This is a genomic window from Pseudoalteromonas 'SMAR', assembly GCF_048515945.1.
GTDB lineage: Bacteria > Pseudomonadota > Gammaproteobacteria > Enterobacterales > Alteromonadaceae > Pseudoalteromonas.
In genome coordinates, this window is record NZ_JBLWMW010000048.1 from 11,945 (window position 1) to 29,401 (window position 17,457).

The 17,457-nt window shown below is 47.6% G+C and carries 13 protein-coding genes; 7 read left to right on the forward strand and 6 right to left on the reverse strand.

Going from position 1 to position 17,457, the window contains the following annotated elements; translation table 11 throughout:
- Positions 1 to 33 precede the first annotated feature (33 nt).
- The 3 genes from ACNKW2_RS16550 to ACNKW2_RS16560 form a co-directional block, all read right to left on the reverse strand.
- Positions 34 to 1,914 (reverse strand): methyl-accepting chemotaxis protein, encoded by a 1,881-nt coding sequence (locus tag ACNKW2_RS16550; protein WP_419149546.1) that lies wholly within the window; start codon positions 1,912 to 1,914, stop codon positions 34 to 36.
- Positions 1,915 to 2,019: 105 nt separating this feature from the next.
- A complete protein-coding gene (locus ACNKW2_RS16555; RefSeq protein ID WP_419149547.1) occupies positions 2,020 to 3,072 on the reverse strand; it encodes an MJ1255/VC2487 family glycosyltransferase in 1,053 nt (350 codons plus the stop codon).
- Entirely contained in the window at positions 3,069 to 3,593 is a 525-nt protein-coding gene (locus tag ACNKW2_RS16560) for a phosphatase PAP2 family protein (protein ID WP_419149548.1), read from the reverse strand. Before ACNKW2_RS16560 ends, ACNKW2_RS16555 begins: the two co-directional genes overlap by 4 nt.
- 161 nt (positions 3,594 to 3,754) lie before the next feature.
- Here ACNKW2_RS16560 and rraA point away from each other — a divergent pair, with 161 nt between their 5' ends.
- Both rraA and ACNKW2_RS16570 read left to right on the forward strand, forming a co-directional pair.
- Positions 3,755 to 4,258, forward strand: a complete 504-nt coding sequence (rraA, locus tag ACNKW2_RS16565) for a ribonuclease E activity regulator RraA (protein ID WP_419149550.1) — start codon at positions 3,755 to 3,757, stop codon at positions 4,256 to 4,258.
- A gap of 14 nt (positions 4,259 to 4,272) precedes the next feature.
- Positions 4,273 to 5,322, forward strand: coding sequence for a formimidoylglutamase (locus ACNKW2_RS16570; RefSeq protein ID WP_419149551.1), 1,050 nt, complete (start codon positions 4,273 to 4,275; stop codon positions 5,320 to 5,322).
- Here the strand turns inward: ACNKW2_RS16570 and ACNKW2_RS16575 are convergent.
- Both ACNKW2_RS16575 and hutI read right to left on the reverse strand, forming a co-directional pair.
- Positions 5,319 to 7,073, reverse strand: a complete 1,755-nt coding sequence (locus ACNKW2_RS16575) for an EAL domain-containing protein (protein WP_419149552.1) — start codon at positions 7,071 to 7,073, stop codon at positions 5,319 to 5,321. The genes ACNKW2_RS16570 and ACNKW2_RS16575 overlap by 4 nt on opposite strands.
- 24 nt (positions 7,074 to 7,097) lie before the next feature.
- On the reverse strand, positions 7,098 to 8,321 hold the full coding sequence (gene hutI / locus ACNKW2_RS16580) for an imidazolonepropionase (protein WP_419149553.1): 1,224 nt from the start codon (positions 8,319 to 8,321) through the stop codon (positions 7,098 to 7,100).
- A 111-nt stretch (positions 8,322 to 8,432) separates the two neighbouring features.
- Here hutI and hutC point away from each other — a divergent pair, with 111 nt between their 5' ends.
- From hutC to hutH, 3 genes are all read left to right on the forward strand, one after another.
- Entirely contained in the window at positions 8,433 to 9,146 is a 714-nt protein-coding gene (gene hutC / locus ACNKW2_RS16585; RefSeq protein WP_419149554.1) for a histidine utilization repressor, read from the forward strand.
- Positions 9,147 to 9,270: 124 nt separating this feature from the next.
- A complete protein-coding gene (gene hutU / locus ACNKW2_RS16590) occupies positions 9,271 to 10,950 on the forward strand; it encodes a urocanate hydratase (RefSeq protein ID WP_419149555.1) in 1,680 nt (559 codons plus the stop codon).
- Positions 10,951 to 10,952: 2 nt separating this feature from the next.
- Positions 10,953 to 12,485 carry a histidine ammonia-lyase gene (hutH, locus tag ACNKW2_RS16595; protein WP_336568467.1) on the forward strand — a complete coding sequence of 511 codons (1,533 nt, stop codon included), beginning with the start codon at positions 10,953 to 10,955 and terminating at the stop codon, positions 12,483 to 12,485.
- On the opposite strand, the gene ACNKW2_RS16600 is transcribed toward hutH, so the two are convergent.
- A complete protein-coding gene (locus ACNKW2_RS16600; RefSeq protein WP_419149556.1) occupies positions 12,449 to 13,258 on the reverse strand; it encodes a Rossmann-fold NAD(P)-binding domain-containing protein in 810 nt (269 codons plus the stop codon). The genes hutH and ACNKW2_RS16600 overlap by 37 nt on opposite strands.
- Positions 13,259 to 13,383: 125 nt before the next feature.
- Between ACNKW2_RS16600 and ACNKW2_RS16605 the strand changes: the two genes are divergently transcribed.
- Complete coding sequence (locus tag ACNKW2_RS16605; protein ID WP_419149557.1) at positions 13,384 to 15,414, forward strand: methyl-accepting chemotaxis protein; 2,031 nt, start codon at positions 13,384 to 13,386, stop codon at positions 15,412 to 15,414.
- A gap of 117 nt (positions 15,415 to 15,531) precedes the next feature.
- Positions 15,532 to 16,902 (forward strand): oxygen-independent coproporphyrinogen III oxidase, encoded by a 1,371-nt coding sequence (hemN, locus tag ACNKW2_RS16610; RefSeq protein ID WP_419149558.1) that lies wholly within the window; start codon positions 15,532 to 15,534, stop codon positions 16,900 to 16,902.
- Positions 16,903 to 17,457: the final 555 nt, after the last annotated feature.

Here is a 17,457-nt window from a genome sequence, read left to right on the forward strand (position 1 = left end):
CACTCTCGCAGGGCTTGATGTTGCTTGATTTAATTAAACTTGATACTTGGCGATAGCATCACGTAATACTCGCGCTTGCTCCGCCACTTCCTCACTGCTTTGTGCGTTAGAGTGTGCGTTTTCAGAAGCACCTTGGGCAATATCACGAATTTTAACCACGTTTTTATTGACCTCAGAAGCCACTTGGTTTTGCTCATCAATCGCGGTGGCAATGTGGGTGCTCATGTCCATGATGGTTTGCACATCCTCGGTGATCATACCTAGCAGCTCACCGGCTTTTTCTGCTTGTGAAACACTTTCATTGCCTTGCTCACGGCACTGCTCCATAATATTTACCACCTCTCGGGTGCGTTGCTGCAAGGTTGAAATAATACTCTCAATTTCTTGTGTGGAATCTTGTGTACGCTGAGCAAGTGAGCGCACCTCATCTGCCACCACAGCAAAGCCGCGGCCTTGCTCACCGGCTCTGGCCGCTTCAATGGCGGCGTTCAATGCCAGCAGGTTGGTTTGCTCTGCAATGCCACGGATCACATCCAACACCGAACCAATGGTTTCACCGTCACGCTCCAGTTGCGCCACCACATCCGAGGCGCCACCTAGTGACTCAGAAAGTTGCATAATATGCTCAATGGTCGCCGTTACTTCACGACGGCCCTGCTGAGCGTTACCATTGGTGGTTTCCGCTTTGTGCGCCGCTTCACTGGTGTTATGGGAAATGTCTTGAATGGTGGTTTGCATTTCAGTGGCAGCCGTTGCCACCATATCGGCTTCATGAAGCTGCTCGGCCATGCCAGTGCTGGTTTGTGCGGTGGTTTCGGTAAGATGATCGGTGGCCTCATTAATGGTTGATAAGGCACCGTGAATATCTGCAATAAGCTCTCTGAAGTCCGTCAGCAAACTGTTGAAGTCGCGCGTCATAATGGTAATTTCATCATTGCCGCTTTGTTCAATTTGCAAACTGAGGTTATTTTCACGGCGGATTTTTTCAATGGTTTGATACACCCGCTCTACCGGTTGCACAATAGAACGACTGGTCGAAAGCACCAGTGCCATTACAATCACACCCGCCATAATAAACACCGCAAACGCAATCATTTGGGTGGTATCAGCGTTGGCTTTGATTTCAGCTTTTGCTTGCTCAACGACTTGCTCCACGACCACATCACTTTTATCCACACTCTCTTTCATTTTGCCGAGGGCACCGCTTTGTAAATCAAAACCTAATGCTTCTTGGGCGCGGACCAGTGCTCTGAACTTGTTCTGATAGGTACTAAGGTATTGTAATAGCTGCGACTGATATTGGTTGTCAAAACCAGTACTGCGAATTTCCTGTTCAAATCGTGCAATCAAATCATCAAACCGCCCTAAGTACTTAGGGTCCAGACGCAGCATAAAATCTTTTTCAGCGCGACGTAACTGCAGCATAGTAGCCAACAGCTGATAGTTTTCTTTTTCTTTCAGTAATGTCTCTACCTGATGCACCGCTCCTCTAAGCTCGCCATAGAGGGCGTCTTTAGGGTGAAGACCAATGTTTTTTTGTAGCTCAACAACGGTTTGAAAATCGCCATGATAGGTGTCTACTAGGCGTTCAAACTCATTAATTTTCCCTAGGTTGATACCAAACCCAGCAAAGATTTGTTTTAACGAACCGAGTTTTTGCTGCAGCAATTTGTACTCAGACTCATGGCCAGACAAGCTCGACTCTTCTTTATAAAACAGAAAGTTTTTTTCATGCTTTCGCATACTGAGCTCATGTATAGCCACCTCCTCTGCTTGCTGAATGGCTTCGTTCAGCTTCAGCATGGTCCGAGCTTCATACATGATCATGATTAACATAACAACTAAGGCAATCCCTACCACCAATGCATTCACTTGCAAGCGACGTTTTATAGTCAAGTTTTCTAATAGCGCCATTGGCTTACCTTTAATACTAACCTAGTTCCTCGAGTATAGACGAGAGCGCACCAGCTTGCCTACTTGAACCCCTTCGAATTTGCTAGTTATTACAATTAATATGATTTAGGCCGCATTGGTATACATATCGGTAACGTTGCACCACAACTTTTTGTGTAAATGCTCCACCTCATGCCAGTTGCCAGCTAACAACCAATCAATTAAGTCACCCGGATCGGAAGGAAAGTAGACAGTATGCTTAGCAGCACTGCTAAGCCACTCTTCTAACGCACTGGCATTGAGATAATTCATCACTTGGGCATAACCCAGCTGGGCCAGAGTTTGTGCGTTATTTTGCTGTTCGAATTGGCCATCTAACGGCTTTAACAACAATTTTTTGCCCAGCTTCAACGCTTCGCTCGATAACTCAAACCCAGCATTGGCGACCACCCCTGAGGTGTTTTTTAAATCCTGCATAAAGCCAGTACGACTAGGCTTGCGCAGGTGAATATGCTGAATAGAGCGATCAGAAGCCTGGGGGTGGTAGCAATAAAATTCTTTGTCGGGAAAGTCCTTTAATAGCTCGATGATACTAGCAAGATCTTCAAACGGTAAATACACTAAGACCTTATTGGCGACACAAGCGCTGAGCTCTTGCTCAGGCTGATAAGGGATAAACGGTGGAATGATGTTGCGGTGATACGGATGCCAGTGCACCCCAAGGTGAATATTGGCTGGGGCAAAATAACGGATTAATGTTCGATGCCATGAATACACGGCATGTTGCGGTACAGGGTTGAACAGGTAAGAAGCTTGATGACTCATGGCGATAACAGGAACCTTCGCCAGCTTGCCAGCCCACGCCGTCACCGGCTCAAAGTCGTTAAATATGACGTCATAGTCTGAGACGTCCAAGCTTTTAATATCACGAGCAAACTCGCCTAAGCGCAGGGATTTAAGCGTTGCCATTTTATTGAGCTGGCCATGTTCAGTAACAAATGACAACCCCCGACAACTGCGGTAATCGCCAAATGCTTGCATGTCGAAGTAGTTATCGTTAGGCCGCCCAGAAAAAAAGTAGTCGACCTTAATGCCTTTTTCACGAAAGCTTTTTGCCATTACTCGAGCACGGGTAGTGTGGCCATTTCCCGTTCCTTGTACCCCATATAAAATCTTCATAGGCTTCCTATTATGATGATCGCCAGTACTGCACATGCACTGCCCATAGCGCCACCTAACACCACATCCAGTGGGTAGTGCACGCCAACAATTACGCGCGATAACGACACGCCACACGCCCAAAGTATTAATGGCAAAGATAAACTCGGTATTTGCTCCATTAAACAGGTGGCAAACAGCCAGGCGCCGGCACTGTGACCAGAAGGTAAACTAAATTTATCGCTGGGCTTTAGCAGTGCTTTTACCGCAAAACAGTCGCAAGGGCGCAACCGCGCAAAGCGGTTCTTAAAGTAAAAGTACAGTGGTCGTTCAATGGCAAATGCTAATATTGCAGTAAGTGCAAATTGCCTTCCCAGTTGCTCTAAAAATAAGGCACAACCTAAAGCAACCAACACATAAAGACCACCATTGCCACTTTTCGACAGCGCCAGTGCAGCAAGTCGACACCAATTTTTTGGCTGCGGTCGAAATACCGCAAAGTAAAGCGCTGTATCGAGCTGAGCTAATTTTGCTTTTACCATTATCGCGCGCCTGATCTGCTAATATCCGTTTCAGCATAGAAGAGCTAAATAACAAATGGGTGACACTTTTAAGACACAAATATGTAAGTTGAATCAAAGCATTGCTAAGCACAAGTATGAGAGTATACTGAGTAGTCATAACCAATACTCGAGGATTTAATATGGAATACAGCACTTCGGATCTTTGTGACCATTTCGCAGATGTGGTTGATGTGCTTGAGCCAATGTTCATCAATTTTGGCGGCCAAAGCTCCTTTTCTGGCCGTATAACAACGCTAAAATGCTTTGAAAATAATGAGCAAATCCAAGATGTACTGCAGCAAGATGGTACTGGTCGCGTGTTACTAATTGATGGTGGTGGTTCAACGCGTCGCGCTTTAATTGATATCGATCTTGCAGAATTGGCGGTTGAAAACAACTGGCAAGGTATCGTGGTATACGGAGCCGTAAGGCACGTCGATGAACTAGAAGAGTGTGATCTTGGGATCCAAGCGATTGCCTCCATTCCCGTTGCCGCAGACAGTAGTGGCAGTGGTGAGGTAGGCGTTCCGGTTAACTTCGCTGGCGTGTCGTTTTATGATGATGACTTTATTTACGCTGATTCCACCGGCATTATTATCTCTGCCGAAGAGTTATTACTCGAAGAAGATGGCGACGACCTTTAAGCTAGAGAGCAGTCATGAATTCAGCAGTCAAAATTTATGATGAGCACGCCATTAGCGAGTTGACCGTCAGCCGCGATGGCGAAACTCGGCTTTGGCAAAGTATCAGCTTTTTGCAATCTCAGGATAACTTTCTCGAAGCCTTAAAAGATGCCGCCGCGTTTGGTATACGCTACGTTTTAGTCGGTATTCCAGAAGATATTGGACCGCGGGCCAACTGTGGTAAAGGCGGTTCAGAGTTAGGCTGGCAGGCGTTTTTAAAGCGCTTTTTAAACCAGCCTGAAAACCAATTCCTCAGTGCCAAAAAGGTACTGTTGCTGGGCGAAGTTGAACTCGGCGATATCAATGCTGAAGCAATCTCGCTGGACAATACTCAGCCCCAGCAATTGCAGCGTTTACGGCAGTTATGTGCCAGCATAGACCAACGCGTGATTGCGGTATTTGCGGCCATCTTTGCAGCAGGGCTTGAGCCCATTGTTATTGGTGGTGGCCACAACAATGCATATGGTCTTCTACAAGGCTACTTCCAAGCCACACAATCCCCGCTCGCAGCGCTAAACTTTGATCCCCATGCCGACTTTAGGGCATGTGAAGGCCGCCACAGTGGCAATGGCTTTAGTTACGCCCATCAGGCTGGTAGCCTCGCGGATTACCATATCATTGGTTTGCATGAACAAAAAAATAACCAAGCAATCCTGACTCGCTTGCAAGACGCCGGTTTTGGCTTTACTAGCTATCAAGACATCTATGTTCGCCGCGTTAAAAGTCTCACCGAAGCCGTAACCGCAGCCCTAGCATCTTACCATGCAACGACCGGACTTGGCGTTGAGTTAGATGTTGACGCCATCACCGCAATGCCCGCCAGCGCCCTCACCTATCAAGGCTTTAGTGCCGCCGATGCGGAGCACTTTGTGTATTTAGCCAGCCAACATAAAAATAGTAAATATCTGCACCTGTGCGAAGCCGCGCCAAGCAGGCACCCACACGGAGAAGCCGTTGGCATAGAGCATTGCGGCCAAGTATTGGCAAATCTTGTAAACGCTTATCTCAGCGCAAAACTGGGCTAGCTTGGGTGTGACAAACGCCACTGCTTAACCCAGCTAATCAGAATATTACTATTTTGCGGGCGAATAAAATAGAAGCCTTGCGCTGCAATGGTGCCAAGGCTTTTAACAAAGTCTAATTGGCTTTGTGTCTCAACCCCTTCGCCGATCACCATGCAGTGCTTTTGCTGATGCATCTCGACAATGCCTTTAACCAGCGCCTTTGTATGCCCTAACTTTTCTGGCTCATTGGTCATACTGCGAGACAACTTAACGTAATCGAATTTCATCGCCGGCAACTTAGCCAGAATTAATGGCGCCTCACCGAAGCCATCTATACACATTCGAATTCCCATGCCTTTCAGGCGTCTCAACATGGCCACTTCACTGTCTGACAAATTGGCAAGCATGCTGGCCGGACACTCAATAATAATGGCGTCTGGACTGAGCTGGTGATTGAGAATGGTGTGGTCGAGGTAGTCAATAAAGTGTTCACTGAGGAGCTCTGGACCCAGCACATTAATGCTGATGGGCACACTCACCTTTTCCATTTTTAATGCCAAGGCCAGTTCACAAGCACGCTCCAGCACATATTCCGCCAGTCCTTCCGCTAAACCGGCTAAGCGGATATCATCAATAAACTCATTGGCATTGAGGACCCCTTGCTTTGGGTGTTGCCAGCGCAAGAGTAACTCGACAAACTCCACTTGGTTATCTTGATGGCGGATCACCGGGTGAAAATAGAGCTCAAACTCGTTTCGAAAGTCGATTTTCGCCAACTCTGACAACCTCACTTGCTGCTCTAAGCGTTTTATCTGCATGCGCTGCTGGTAAGGCACTACCTGCTGCTGAGGCTGACTATCCAACGCCATAAAGGCACAAGAAATTAAGTTTTCCAGCTGCCCCATTTCTTCGTCACAGTTTACGTAACTTGCTCGCATCGACACTTCGACGGTACAGCTACCCACATTGAAAGGTTGCAAAGTAGAATCCGCTATTTGCTCTAACAGCTGCTCGTGGAGGTGATTGGCATGTTCTAAGGAGCAAATAAACACAAAGTTCAGTCCGCCAAGGTGCGCGAGCTTGGCACTCTCATTATGATGAGTAATGGCCATCACTTCGTTAATTTGCAAACACTGTGAGATGCGATTTGCCGATTGCGCCAACAACAAGTCGCCAAACTCTCTTCCCAAGTGAAAGTTGACTTTTTCAAAGCCCACTAGCCTCACCAGCACCAACATGCAGGTGAAAGGGTGTTGCGATCTATAATGCAAAAATGCCTGTTTTAGAGCTTGCCTGCCTGGTAGGCCTAGGGAATCATCTTCTGGGTGGCTATTGCCCGCTTCCTCGGACTTAGGTGCCGCGGCTATAATGGCGCTGTAGCATAGCCGCACACAGTACATCATTAATATTATGGTGGCTGCATAATGAAGGCCGATAAAGAATAAATAGTGATATATTAGCCAACCTACTAGGGCAATAATTGCCAGGGTGGTGGTGACTAAAAAGCCCACTCGCGATTGCTGTAAGCCATCCATTAAATACAGTAAAAGTGGCAGGGTTAGCAAATATAGCCAAGTCGCTTGACCTGTGAATAACAGTAACACTGCCAATGTCATGCTGCTTACGTGCGCTAGCAACAGTACAACTGAAGGGCGTTGTAATGCCAGAGCACAGGCCGCCATAACAGTGGCTCCAGCAAACGCCGATGACCATGGCGTTATAAGTAGTGCAGCTCCCTCAAGTGTAAGGGCAGCCGCCAACATAAAATACATAACATACTGCTTATTAAACCATCATTACTGGTTAAGTTTACCCAAGATCCACAAATTTGACAGGTCAGCGACGCCAAATTGATAACTCAGTTGGGCCGGATGGCTGATATTCCATAAAGCCAAATCAGCACGCATACCCGCTTTCAACACGCCACGGTCGCTCAACCCAAGGGCTTTAGCTGCATTGATGGTTACACCTTGCAATGCTTCCTCAGGTGTCATACGAAATAATGTACAGGCCATATTTAGCATTAATCGCAATGAGCAAAGTGGTGCCGTGCCGGGGTTAAAGTCACTGGCAATGGCCATCGCCACATTGTGCTGACGCAATAGGTCTATCGGTGGTTGCTGGGTTTCGCGTAAAAAGTAGAAGGCGCCCGGCAACAAAACGGCAGTCACGTCATTGGCGGCCATGGCTTTGACTCCCGCTTCGTCCAAATACTCCACGTGATCAGCAGACAAACCTGAAAACTTCGCCACCAGCTCACTGCCGTGTTGATTGGACAATTGCTCTGCATGACATTTTACCGCAAGCCCAAGCGCCTGTGCTTTAGTAAATACTTGCTCCGTCTGTTGATATGTAAAGCCGACATTTTCACAGAACACATCCACAGCGGTAGCGAGCTGGCGCTTGGCAACCTCAGGGAGCATCTGCTCGCACACCAGATCAATATAGCCTTGGCTATCATTTTTATATTCCGGTGGTAACGCGTGCGCCCCCAAAAAAGTGCTGTGGACGTCAATCGGGTGATGAGCGTTAAGCAGCTGGTTTATTTCCAATAGTTTAATTTCGTTTTGCAAGTCTAAACCATAACCCGATTTACTCTCTACGGTGGTGACACCCTCTGCCAACAAGCTATTCAAGCGGTCTTTGGCGCTAACAAAAAGCGTTTCACGATCCGCCAAGCGAGTGGCTTTTACGGTGCTGGCAATACCACCGCCTTGGGCTGCAATTTCTTGATATGAGGTTCCCAGTAAGCGCTGTTCAAACTCATTGGCTCGTGAGCCGCCAAACAAAATATGGGTATGACAATCAATTAACCCTGGTGTTAACCATTGACCACCGGCTTTATGAATTGGGGTAGCAAAGGCATCCACTTCTGGAAGTTGCTTACGCTCCCCCAGCCAGACGATTTCCCCACCTTTAATGGCAATGGCAGCATCCTCTATGGCGCCATAAGGTGTGGTTATTTCTGGGTCCATTGTCGCGATATTGACATCAATGATGATTAAATCTGCATCAAGCATAGCTAGCCTACTCTGTTCAAGTCATATTGATTGAGTCTAACAGCCATACTTGTATATACAAGAGAAGTGTGCCATCTTTATTTTATAACACCATTTCTTGAGAGCTAGGTTGTGACAGAAACTCCTAAGTTTGCGCTGATAAAACAACATATTATCGATAACATTCGAGCAGGGCTTTGGCATGAAAATGCCCGAGTTCCTTCAGAAAATGCGTTGGCGGAACAGTTTAGCGTAAGCCGCATGACCGCGCGGCGTGCTCTGAGCGAGTTAACAGAAGCTGGGATACTGACACGCAGTCAGGGCCTAGGGACTTTTGTGGCTAGTTTCAAATCACAGTCATCCTTGCTGGAAATCCGCAATATCGCGGAGGAAGTGCAAGGTCGCAATGGCAAGTATTCTTGCACCGTCTTAACCTTGGAGCTTATTGCGGCTGTGGCCCCCATTGCCATCGCCTTGGCTGTCGAGGAAGAAGCTCCGGTATTTCGCAGTGTCATTGTTCACAACGAAAATGAACAACCTTTGCAAGTGGAGGAGCGCTTTGTCAACCCGACCCTAGCGCCTGAATACCTAGACCAAAACTTTGAATTGACGACCCCACACGAATACTTATCCCATGTGGCTCCTTTAACTGAAGCGCGCCACACGGTGGAAGCCGTCATGCCATCACCTGAGGTATGTCAATGGCTGAGGTTATTCAACGAAGAACCCTGCCTGCAAATGATCCGCAGAACTTGGTCAGCGAAAGGCATTGTTAGTTTTGCTCGACTTATTTCGCCGGGCAGCAAATACCGTCTAGGCGGTCATTTAACCTTTAAACACAAATAACCACTTGGCTTGCAGCGCTGTGAGCCACAATAAAAAATAAACCGTTACAACTTGGCATGACAACGCAGTGCCAGCAGATGGCAAACGTTTCGAACAGGTTGTATATACAACAGGAGTAAACAGAATGAGTGATAACCCAAGATTAGACCCCAGCCGTCAAATCCGCGCCCCTCGAGGCAGTGAAATCACGGCTAAAAGCTGGTTAACCGAAGCCGCTAAACGCATGCTAATGAATAACCTCGACCCAGAAGTGGCTGAGCACCCTAACGCGTTAGTGGTTTATGGTGGTATTGGTCGAGCCGCTCGTGATTGGCCCTGTTTTGATAAAATTGTCGAGACACTTGACCGCTTAGAGGAAGACGAAACTTTATTAGTGCAATCTGGCAAACCTGTAGGTGTGTTCAAAACTCATAGCAACGCACCACGAGTGTTAATCGCAAACTCTAATTTGGTTCCTCACTGGGCTAACTGGGATCACTTTAATGAGCTCGATAAAAAGGGCTTGATGATGTACGGCCAAATGACCGCCGGGTCGTGGATCTACATTGGCTCACAAGGCATAGTCCAAGGTACCTATGAAACCTTTGTCGCGATGGCGAAGCAACACTTTAACGGTGATGCGGCTGGCAAATGGATCCTCACCGGTGGTCTAGGTGGCATGGGTGGCGCACAGCCGCTTGCAGCGACTATGGCTGGCTTTAGCGCTCTAGTGGTGGAATGTGATGAGTCGCGCATCGACTTTCGCCTAAAAACACGCTACGTCGATCGCAAAGCCACCACTTTGGATGACGCATTAGCCATGATTGAAGAAGCGAAAGCTGCTGGCAAGCCAGTATCTGTAGGGCTACTTGGCAATGCCGCAGATATTTATGCCGAGCTGGTTAATCGTAATATCACCCCTGATGTAGTGACGGATCAAACCTCTGCTCATGACCCACTTAACGGTTACTTGCCGCAAGGCTGGACGATGGCCCAAGCGGCCAGTGAGCGCGAGAGCAACCCTCAAGCCGTGGTAAAAGCAGCTAAACAATCTATGGCAGTACAAGTCCAGGCCATGCTAACGCTGCAATCACGTGGTGCAGCAACCACCGACTATGGCAACAATATCCGTCAAATGGCACTCGAAGAAGGGGTGGAAAACGCCTTTGATTTTCCCGGTTTTGTGCCAGCTTACGTACGACCACTCTTTTGCCAAGGCATAGGTCCGTTCCGTTGGGTTGCGCTCTCTGGCGATCCGGAAGATATCTATAAAACAGACGCCAAGGTGAAGGAACTGATCCCCGATGACCCGCATTTGCATAATTGGCTCGATATGGCCCGCGAACGCATTCAGTTCCAAGGCCTTCCGGCGCGAATTTGCTGGGTAGGACTGAAAGACAGAGCGCGTTTAGCAAGGGCATTCAATGACATGGTTAAAAATGGCGAGCTAAAAGCGCCTATTGTTATCGGTCGTGATCATTTGGATTCTGGCTCAGTAGCCAGCCCTAACCGTGAAACCGAAGCCATGATGGATGGCTCAGATGCGGTATCAGACTGGCCATTGTTGAACGCTTTACTTAACACCGCAGGCGGTGCTACTTGGGTATCTCTGCACCATGGTGGTGGCGTAGGAATGGGCTTTAGTCAGCACTCTGGTGTCGTCATTGTCGCCGATGGCACTGATGCTGCAGACGCGCGTTTATCACGTGTGCTTTGGAATGACCCTGGTACCGGTGTTATGCGTCATGCCGATGCCGGATACGACATTGCCAAAGACTGCGCCAAGGAACAAAAACTCGATTTACCAATGCTGGAAGGAAAGTAAGTATGTACTCACTGAATTTAATCCCAGGCCAATTGACGCTCGCAGCGTTACGTCAAATTAATCAACAGCCGGTTAATCTCAGCCTCGATGAGTCAGCCACTGCGGCGATTGCCAACAGTGCCGATACTGTTCAGCAAGTGATTAAGGAAGGTCGAACAGTGTATGGTATTAACACCGGTTTTGGCCTCCTTGCGAACACTAAAATCGCTCAAGACGAGCTCGAATTATTGCAACGCTCCATAGTGCTGTCTCACGCAGCGGGGATCGGTGAGCTAATGGATGACAGTACCGTGCGGCTGATGATGGTACTAAAAATTAACTCTTTATCCCGGGGCTTTTCTGGGATCCGTCTTAAAGTGATTGAGTTCTTAGCGGCATTAGTCAATGCCGAAGTCTACCCTTGCGTGCCCAAAAAAGGATCGGTGGGGGCATCTGGTGACTTAGCGCCCTTATCGCACATGTGCCTGCCACTTTTAGGTGAAGGCCAAGTGCGCCATCAAGGCGAACTAATGGATGCCAAACAAGGCTTAAGAATCGCTGGGCTTGAGCCGCTAACCTTAGCGGCCAAAGAAGGCTTAGCGCTGCTGAATGGCACACAAGCGTCTACCGCCTTTGCATTACAGGGCCTTTTCCGAGCAGAAGATCTTTATGCGCAAAGCTGTGTCGTAGGCGCCATGAGCATTGAAGCGGCCATGGGCAGCCGCGCGCCCTTTGATGAGCGTATCCATGCTGTGCGCGGTCAACAAGGGCAAATCGATACTGCAGCGGCATTTCGCGACATCTTGCAAGCTCGCTCTGAGATCAGCGATGCTCATGTTGACTGCGAAAAAGTGCAAGACCCTTATTGCTTACGCTGCCAACCTCAGGTGTTAGGTGCCTGCCTTACTCAGCTACGACAAGCAGCTGAAGTGATTTTGGTCGAGTCTAATGGCGTTACTGACAACCCACTGGTGTTTGCCGATGCCGGTGATATTATTTCCGGCGGTAACTTTCATGCCGAACCGATTGCCATGGCGGCCGACAACTTAGCGCTTGCCATTGCAGAAATTGGCGCCTTAGCCGAACGACGTATCGCGTTACTGATTGATTCTAGCTTATCAAAGTTACCAGCATTTTTAGTCAACAATGGCGGCGTTAACTCAGGCTTTATGATTGCGCAAGTCACCGCTGCCGCGCTGGCTTCTGAGAATAAAACGCTGGCGCATCCAGGCAGTGTTGATAGCTTGCCAACTTCGGCGAACCAGGAAGATCACGTATCAATGGCAACCTTTGCTGCGCGCCGCTTGCAAGAGATGGCCGATAATACCCAAGGCGTATTAGCGGTAGAGTTCTTGGCGGCAGGGCAAGGGCTGGACTTTAGAGCCCCATTAAAGCCATCCGATAAGGTGCAACAAGCACTGCAGATTTTACGCAATAAAGTCGACTTTTATGACAAAGATCGCTATTTCGCGCCAGATATCGAGTTAGCTAATGACCTGTTAGGCACGGCAGCACTGGCTCATTTACTTCCTAGCGGTATGCTACCCTCACAATAAATTGGGTAACGATAGCTAAAACCAAGCTCAGTGATCGCCTGAGCTTGGATCACTCGGTCCACGTTGTCAGTGGCAGCAAAGCTCGGCATTGCTGTGCCTTGTTGCTGACAATGATAGCGATAATAGTCCTCGCGGGTGGGGTGTGCAGGGTAGCAAACATTGTAAATGGATTGTGCTTGTTGCCACTGCATTAATACGCTAGATATGGCGTCTATCACGTCTTGACGCTCAACCATATTGACCCGAGCATTGCTAGAACTTGATAACGCTTTACCAGCGACAAACCGTCCAGGCTCTCGGTTAGGACCTTGTAATCCAGCTAAGCGCAACACTTTGCCACCCTGTTGTAGCACCAGCTCTTCGGCACTTCTAAGAACATTGATACGAGTACTGGCTTTACTGGCCAACTCTCCTTGCTCATCATAGTGACCTGCGTCAGTGCTATAAACGCCGGTACTGGAGCACAATAAAAAGCCTTTGGCTGACATCTGCTGGGCTAACTCTATTGACTGCTTCAAAGTAGCTAGATAGTTGCTGTCGGCTTTTCTGGCTCGTGGTGGGATAGCGCAAACCCAATAGGCTTGCTGCAATGACAGGGTATGCTCAAGCTGTTGTTGCTCTAAGCGCAGTACTCTACTCCAAGGATATGCATTATTTGCTGTAGTCCGGGTTCCCTCAACCTGGCAACCAGACGCTTGCAATTGCAGACACAATTCTTGGCCTAACCAACCCGCGCCCAGCACCACTACTTTTGGTTTGTCTTTCGCTGTCATTATGCTTTCCCATATTTTTAGTTACTTTTTATTATCTCTGTAAAATCAATCGGCGCAAACAGTAGCGTTATTCTTTTATCTATGGTTTTATTACAGTTTGCATTAGCTAATAAAAAGAACATGTCATGCTTGATAATCTATCCCTAAAAAAGAAGATTTTGCTGCTGATTGGCGGCACCATTTCTATTTTATTAATCATCGCATCCAGTTTCTTCGTCAGCCATATCGCGACCCTTTCAAGAGATGGCATTGAGCGTGAAGCGCAAAGTTACATTCAGGCTGAAAAGCTAGCCATGGAAGCTTTCTTTGCGCGCTACGGTAAAGTGGTGGAAACCTTTGTGTCTACTCCACACACCATTCATTGGTTTGAGAATTACACCATTCGAGGTGCTAACTTAAGCAATGATAAAGACTACCAATCGATGAATGAAGACTTGGTGAGAATTGCTAAAGGCGATGAAAATATTCTTTCCGCCTTTATCGCTTCTGCCACTACTGGCGAATACTTCAAAGAGAATAATCGCACCTCAGCCTACTCAGATGGTCGCCCTTATTACGCCTATAAGCGTCCTTGGTGGCAAGATACCCTAGACGTGGGACAATTATATGTTGGCCCCATCGCCACCGACATTAATACTGGCGATGTTTCAGCGGTGATCCGCCAACCAGTATACAATGACAGCGGTAAACTCATCGCCATGGGCGGTGTCGATCTCCAAATCAACCGTTTAAACGATATGGTAGAGGACATTAAATTTCATGGTGAAGGCTTTGGCTTTTTACTCGATAGCGACCTTAACGTCGTCCACTTATCCGAGCGTACAGGGCACCGCTTGTCCACCACCGATGAGGGAGATAAGGGCAAACAAGGCTTAGATGGTTTAGAGTCTCAGTTTGCCGATACTTCAGGCTTTAATGGTTTAAATACCGCCATGAGTAACCAAAGCGCGGGCTCGGCGATGGTTAATTTCAAAGGCCAGCAGTACTATGTGGTGTTTGATAATGTCACCCTCGATAACCCATTATTGGACTGGCATGTAGGCTTAATGATCCCAGTCTCTTTAATTGATGAGCCGGTCAATGACGCGGTAATGAGTACCGTTACTGTGGTTATTATCATTCTTGCTATTATTGTGGTGATGATTTTGCTTGCCACACAAATGATTACCAAGCCTATCGATGCGCTCACTGATACGATGCGCGACATTGCTTCTGGTGAGGGAGATCTCACTCGTAGAATTGATATTTCTAGCAACGATGAAGTCGGTCAGCTAGCACGGCACATGAACACCTTTATCGATAAACTCAGAGCCATGATGCTGGATACGGCTGCCCAAGCAGAGCAACTTAGCAATGCTTCAGCACAGTTACGCGAAGTATCGAATAACACCAACAGTGAGATTCAGCGCGAGAAAGAACAAGTGGATAGTGTCAGTGCCGCAGTAACAGAAATGGCAGCTACCGTGACAGAGATCTCTCGTAACGCCCAAGAAACCAACCAGGCTGCTGATGCTGTACAGCGCATTACCAACGATGGTGCCGGTCGTTCTTCTCAAGCACAGGAAGTCATGACAGAGCTGGCTTTGCACATCGGTGAAGCTGCCAAGGTAGTCTCTGGCCTTGAGCAAGAGACAAACAGTATCGGTGCCGTTATTGATGTTATTAATGGCATTGCCGAGCAAACCAATTTACTTGCTCTAAATGCCGCCATAGAGGCAGCTAGAGCCGGCGAGCAAGGCCGCGGATTTGCCGTTGTTGCTGACGAAGTAAGATCGCTGGCCAGTCGCACACAAGAGTCAACAGACGATATTCGTAATATGATTTCACGACTACAGCAAATTGCCCAAAAAGCCTCAGTAATGATGCAGCAGGGTCAGGATAGAGCTGAAGGCACGGTAGAAGAAACACAAGCGGTTCTCAATGCCTTAAAAGAGATCACCGAATCTGTGACCACGGTGCAGGACCAAAGTCATCAAATTGCAACATCGACTGAGCAACAAACGGTCGTCGCTGAGGACATTAATAACAGCCTTAACCAAATCAATGAACTGGTCAACAGCACCGCGAATCACGCCAATGTGCTGGCTGATGAATCCCGTGATCTTAATGATCTCGCCAAAGCCCTTAACGCCACCGTTAACCAGTTCAAACTGTAAGCAATCTCTCAGAGAAAACACGCTGTAATAATCGCAGCGTGTTTTGATCTGAGGCAACATCAACCGCGACCATACTCAGTACACTACGGCTCTCAACCTTAACTGAGAGTGCGTATCGTGAAAAACTTACCTATCTGGGATCAATCCCTAATCAACAAATACAACATTTCTGGCCCGAGATATACTTCATACCCTACGGCGCTGTCATTAGAAGCTGGATATAGTGAAAACGACTTAACAGCAGCCATACAAGGCTCAGACTCAAACGCACTCTCGTTATACATTCATATCCCATTTTGTCATCAGCTGTGCTACTACTGTGGCTGTAATAAAATTATTACTCGCCATCAATCTAAAGCTGACGTATATCTGGATTACTTAGCACAAGAAATTGCCGCCAAAGCACCTTATTTTGCAGATTACACAGTGGAGCAACTGCACCTTGGTGGTGGCACTCCGACATTTTTGACTACAGCACAAATGTCACGCTTAGTGAGCATGTTAAATGCAGCCTTTAATTTTGCCCCAACAGCACAGCGGGGCATTGAAATCGACCCCCGCTCCTTGGCGCCAGATATGCTCAATCATTTAAAAACCCTTGAGTTTAATCGTGTCTCATTCGGTGTACAGGATTTCAATGATGATGTTCAACGTGCAGTAAACCGGCCACAACACCTTGACGAAGTATTGGCAGTGTTAAACCAAGCCCGTACTCTGGGCTTTAAATCCATTAACATGGATATGATCTATGGCTTGCCATTCCAAACGGTTAGCAGCTATAAGAAAACCATTGAACAGCTAATTGCCCTTTCCCCTGATAGAGTATCAGTATTTAATTATGCTCACTTACCAGAGCGTTTTGCTGCACAACGTAAGCTAAAAGAAGCCGATATGCCAAGCGCGGCAGACAAACTCGCCATATTTAAACAAACCCTAGAACAAATGGATGCTGCAGGTTACCAATTTATAGGTATGGATCATTTTGCAAAACAAACTGATGAGCTTGCGGTGGCACAAAATGAAGGCCATTTACACCGTAACTTCCAAGGCTACACCACCCATGGAGACTGTGATTTACTAGGGTTAGGTGTTTCTTCTATTTCTCAGATAGGTCACATGATCCTGCAAAATGAAAAAGAGCTGAAACTCTATTATCAAGCACTAACAGAAAAGCAATGTGCCATCACCAAGGGCATTACACTGAGTGCCGACGACGAAATTCGAGCCACGGTTATTAAGCAATTAATCTGTCACTTCGAACTAGATAAAAGCGAAATTGAACAACAATTTGCCATTGACTTCGAACACTACTTTGCAGACAGCCTAGCAGCTCTCGCTCCCCTATGCGCCGATGGCCTAGTGGAAGTCACGAAGCAGTCAATTAAAGTCACCAGTAGCGGTAACTTATTTATTCGAATTATCTGCATGTGCTTTGACGCCTACTTACAAAAGCAAGTTAAAAACACTCGCTTCTCACGGGTAATATAGCAACCCATCTCCCACAGAGTTAACCCTACCTGGCAGGCGCGGGTTTACCCCGCGCTTTTTATTATGCGCTAAACGCAAAAAACCGCTGCATTGCTACAACGGGTTTGACGTACAAGGGTGAACTGCGACCGAAGCACCGCTTCGCAGCGCAGTGAACGCGAGGTATGGACACCGAGCCGGAAGCCCTCCACAGGGATGTGTGCCCAAAGGTTGTCTTTACCACTCTGTCTACATTGCTCTCAAGGCTGTTTAGATTTTGTAGGCGCGGGTTTACCCCGCGCTTTTTATTGTGCGCTAAACGCAAAAAACCCCGACTCTTTCGAATCGGGGTTTGACGTACAAGGAAGTACTAATGTCGATGAGATTCATGGATGAATGTCTTTCATCGACCTACTTATAAGGCCCTGGCGATGTTCTCATTCTTTTCATAGAGAGACACATGGGTGAATTGCGACCGAAGCACTGCTTCGCAGCGCAATAAACGCGAGGCATGGACGTCAAGCCGGAAGCCCTCCACAGGGATGTGTGCCCAAAGGTTGTCTTTACCACTCTGTC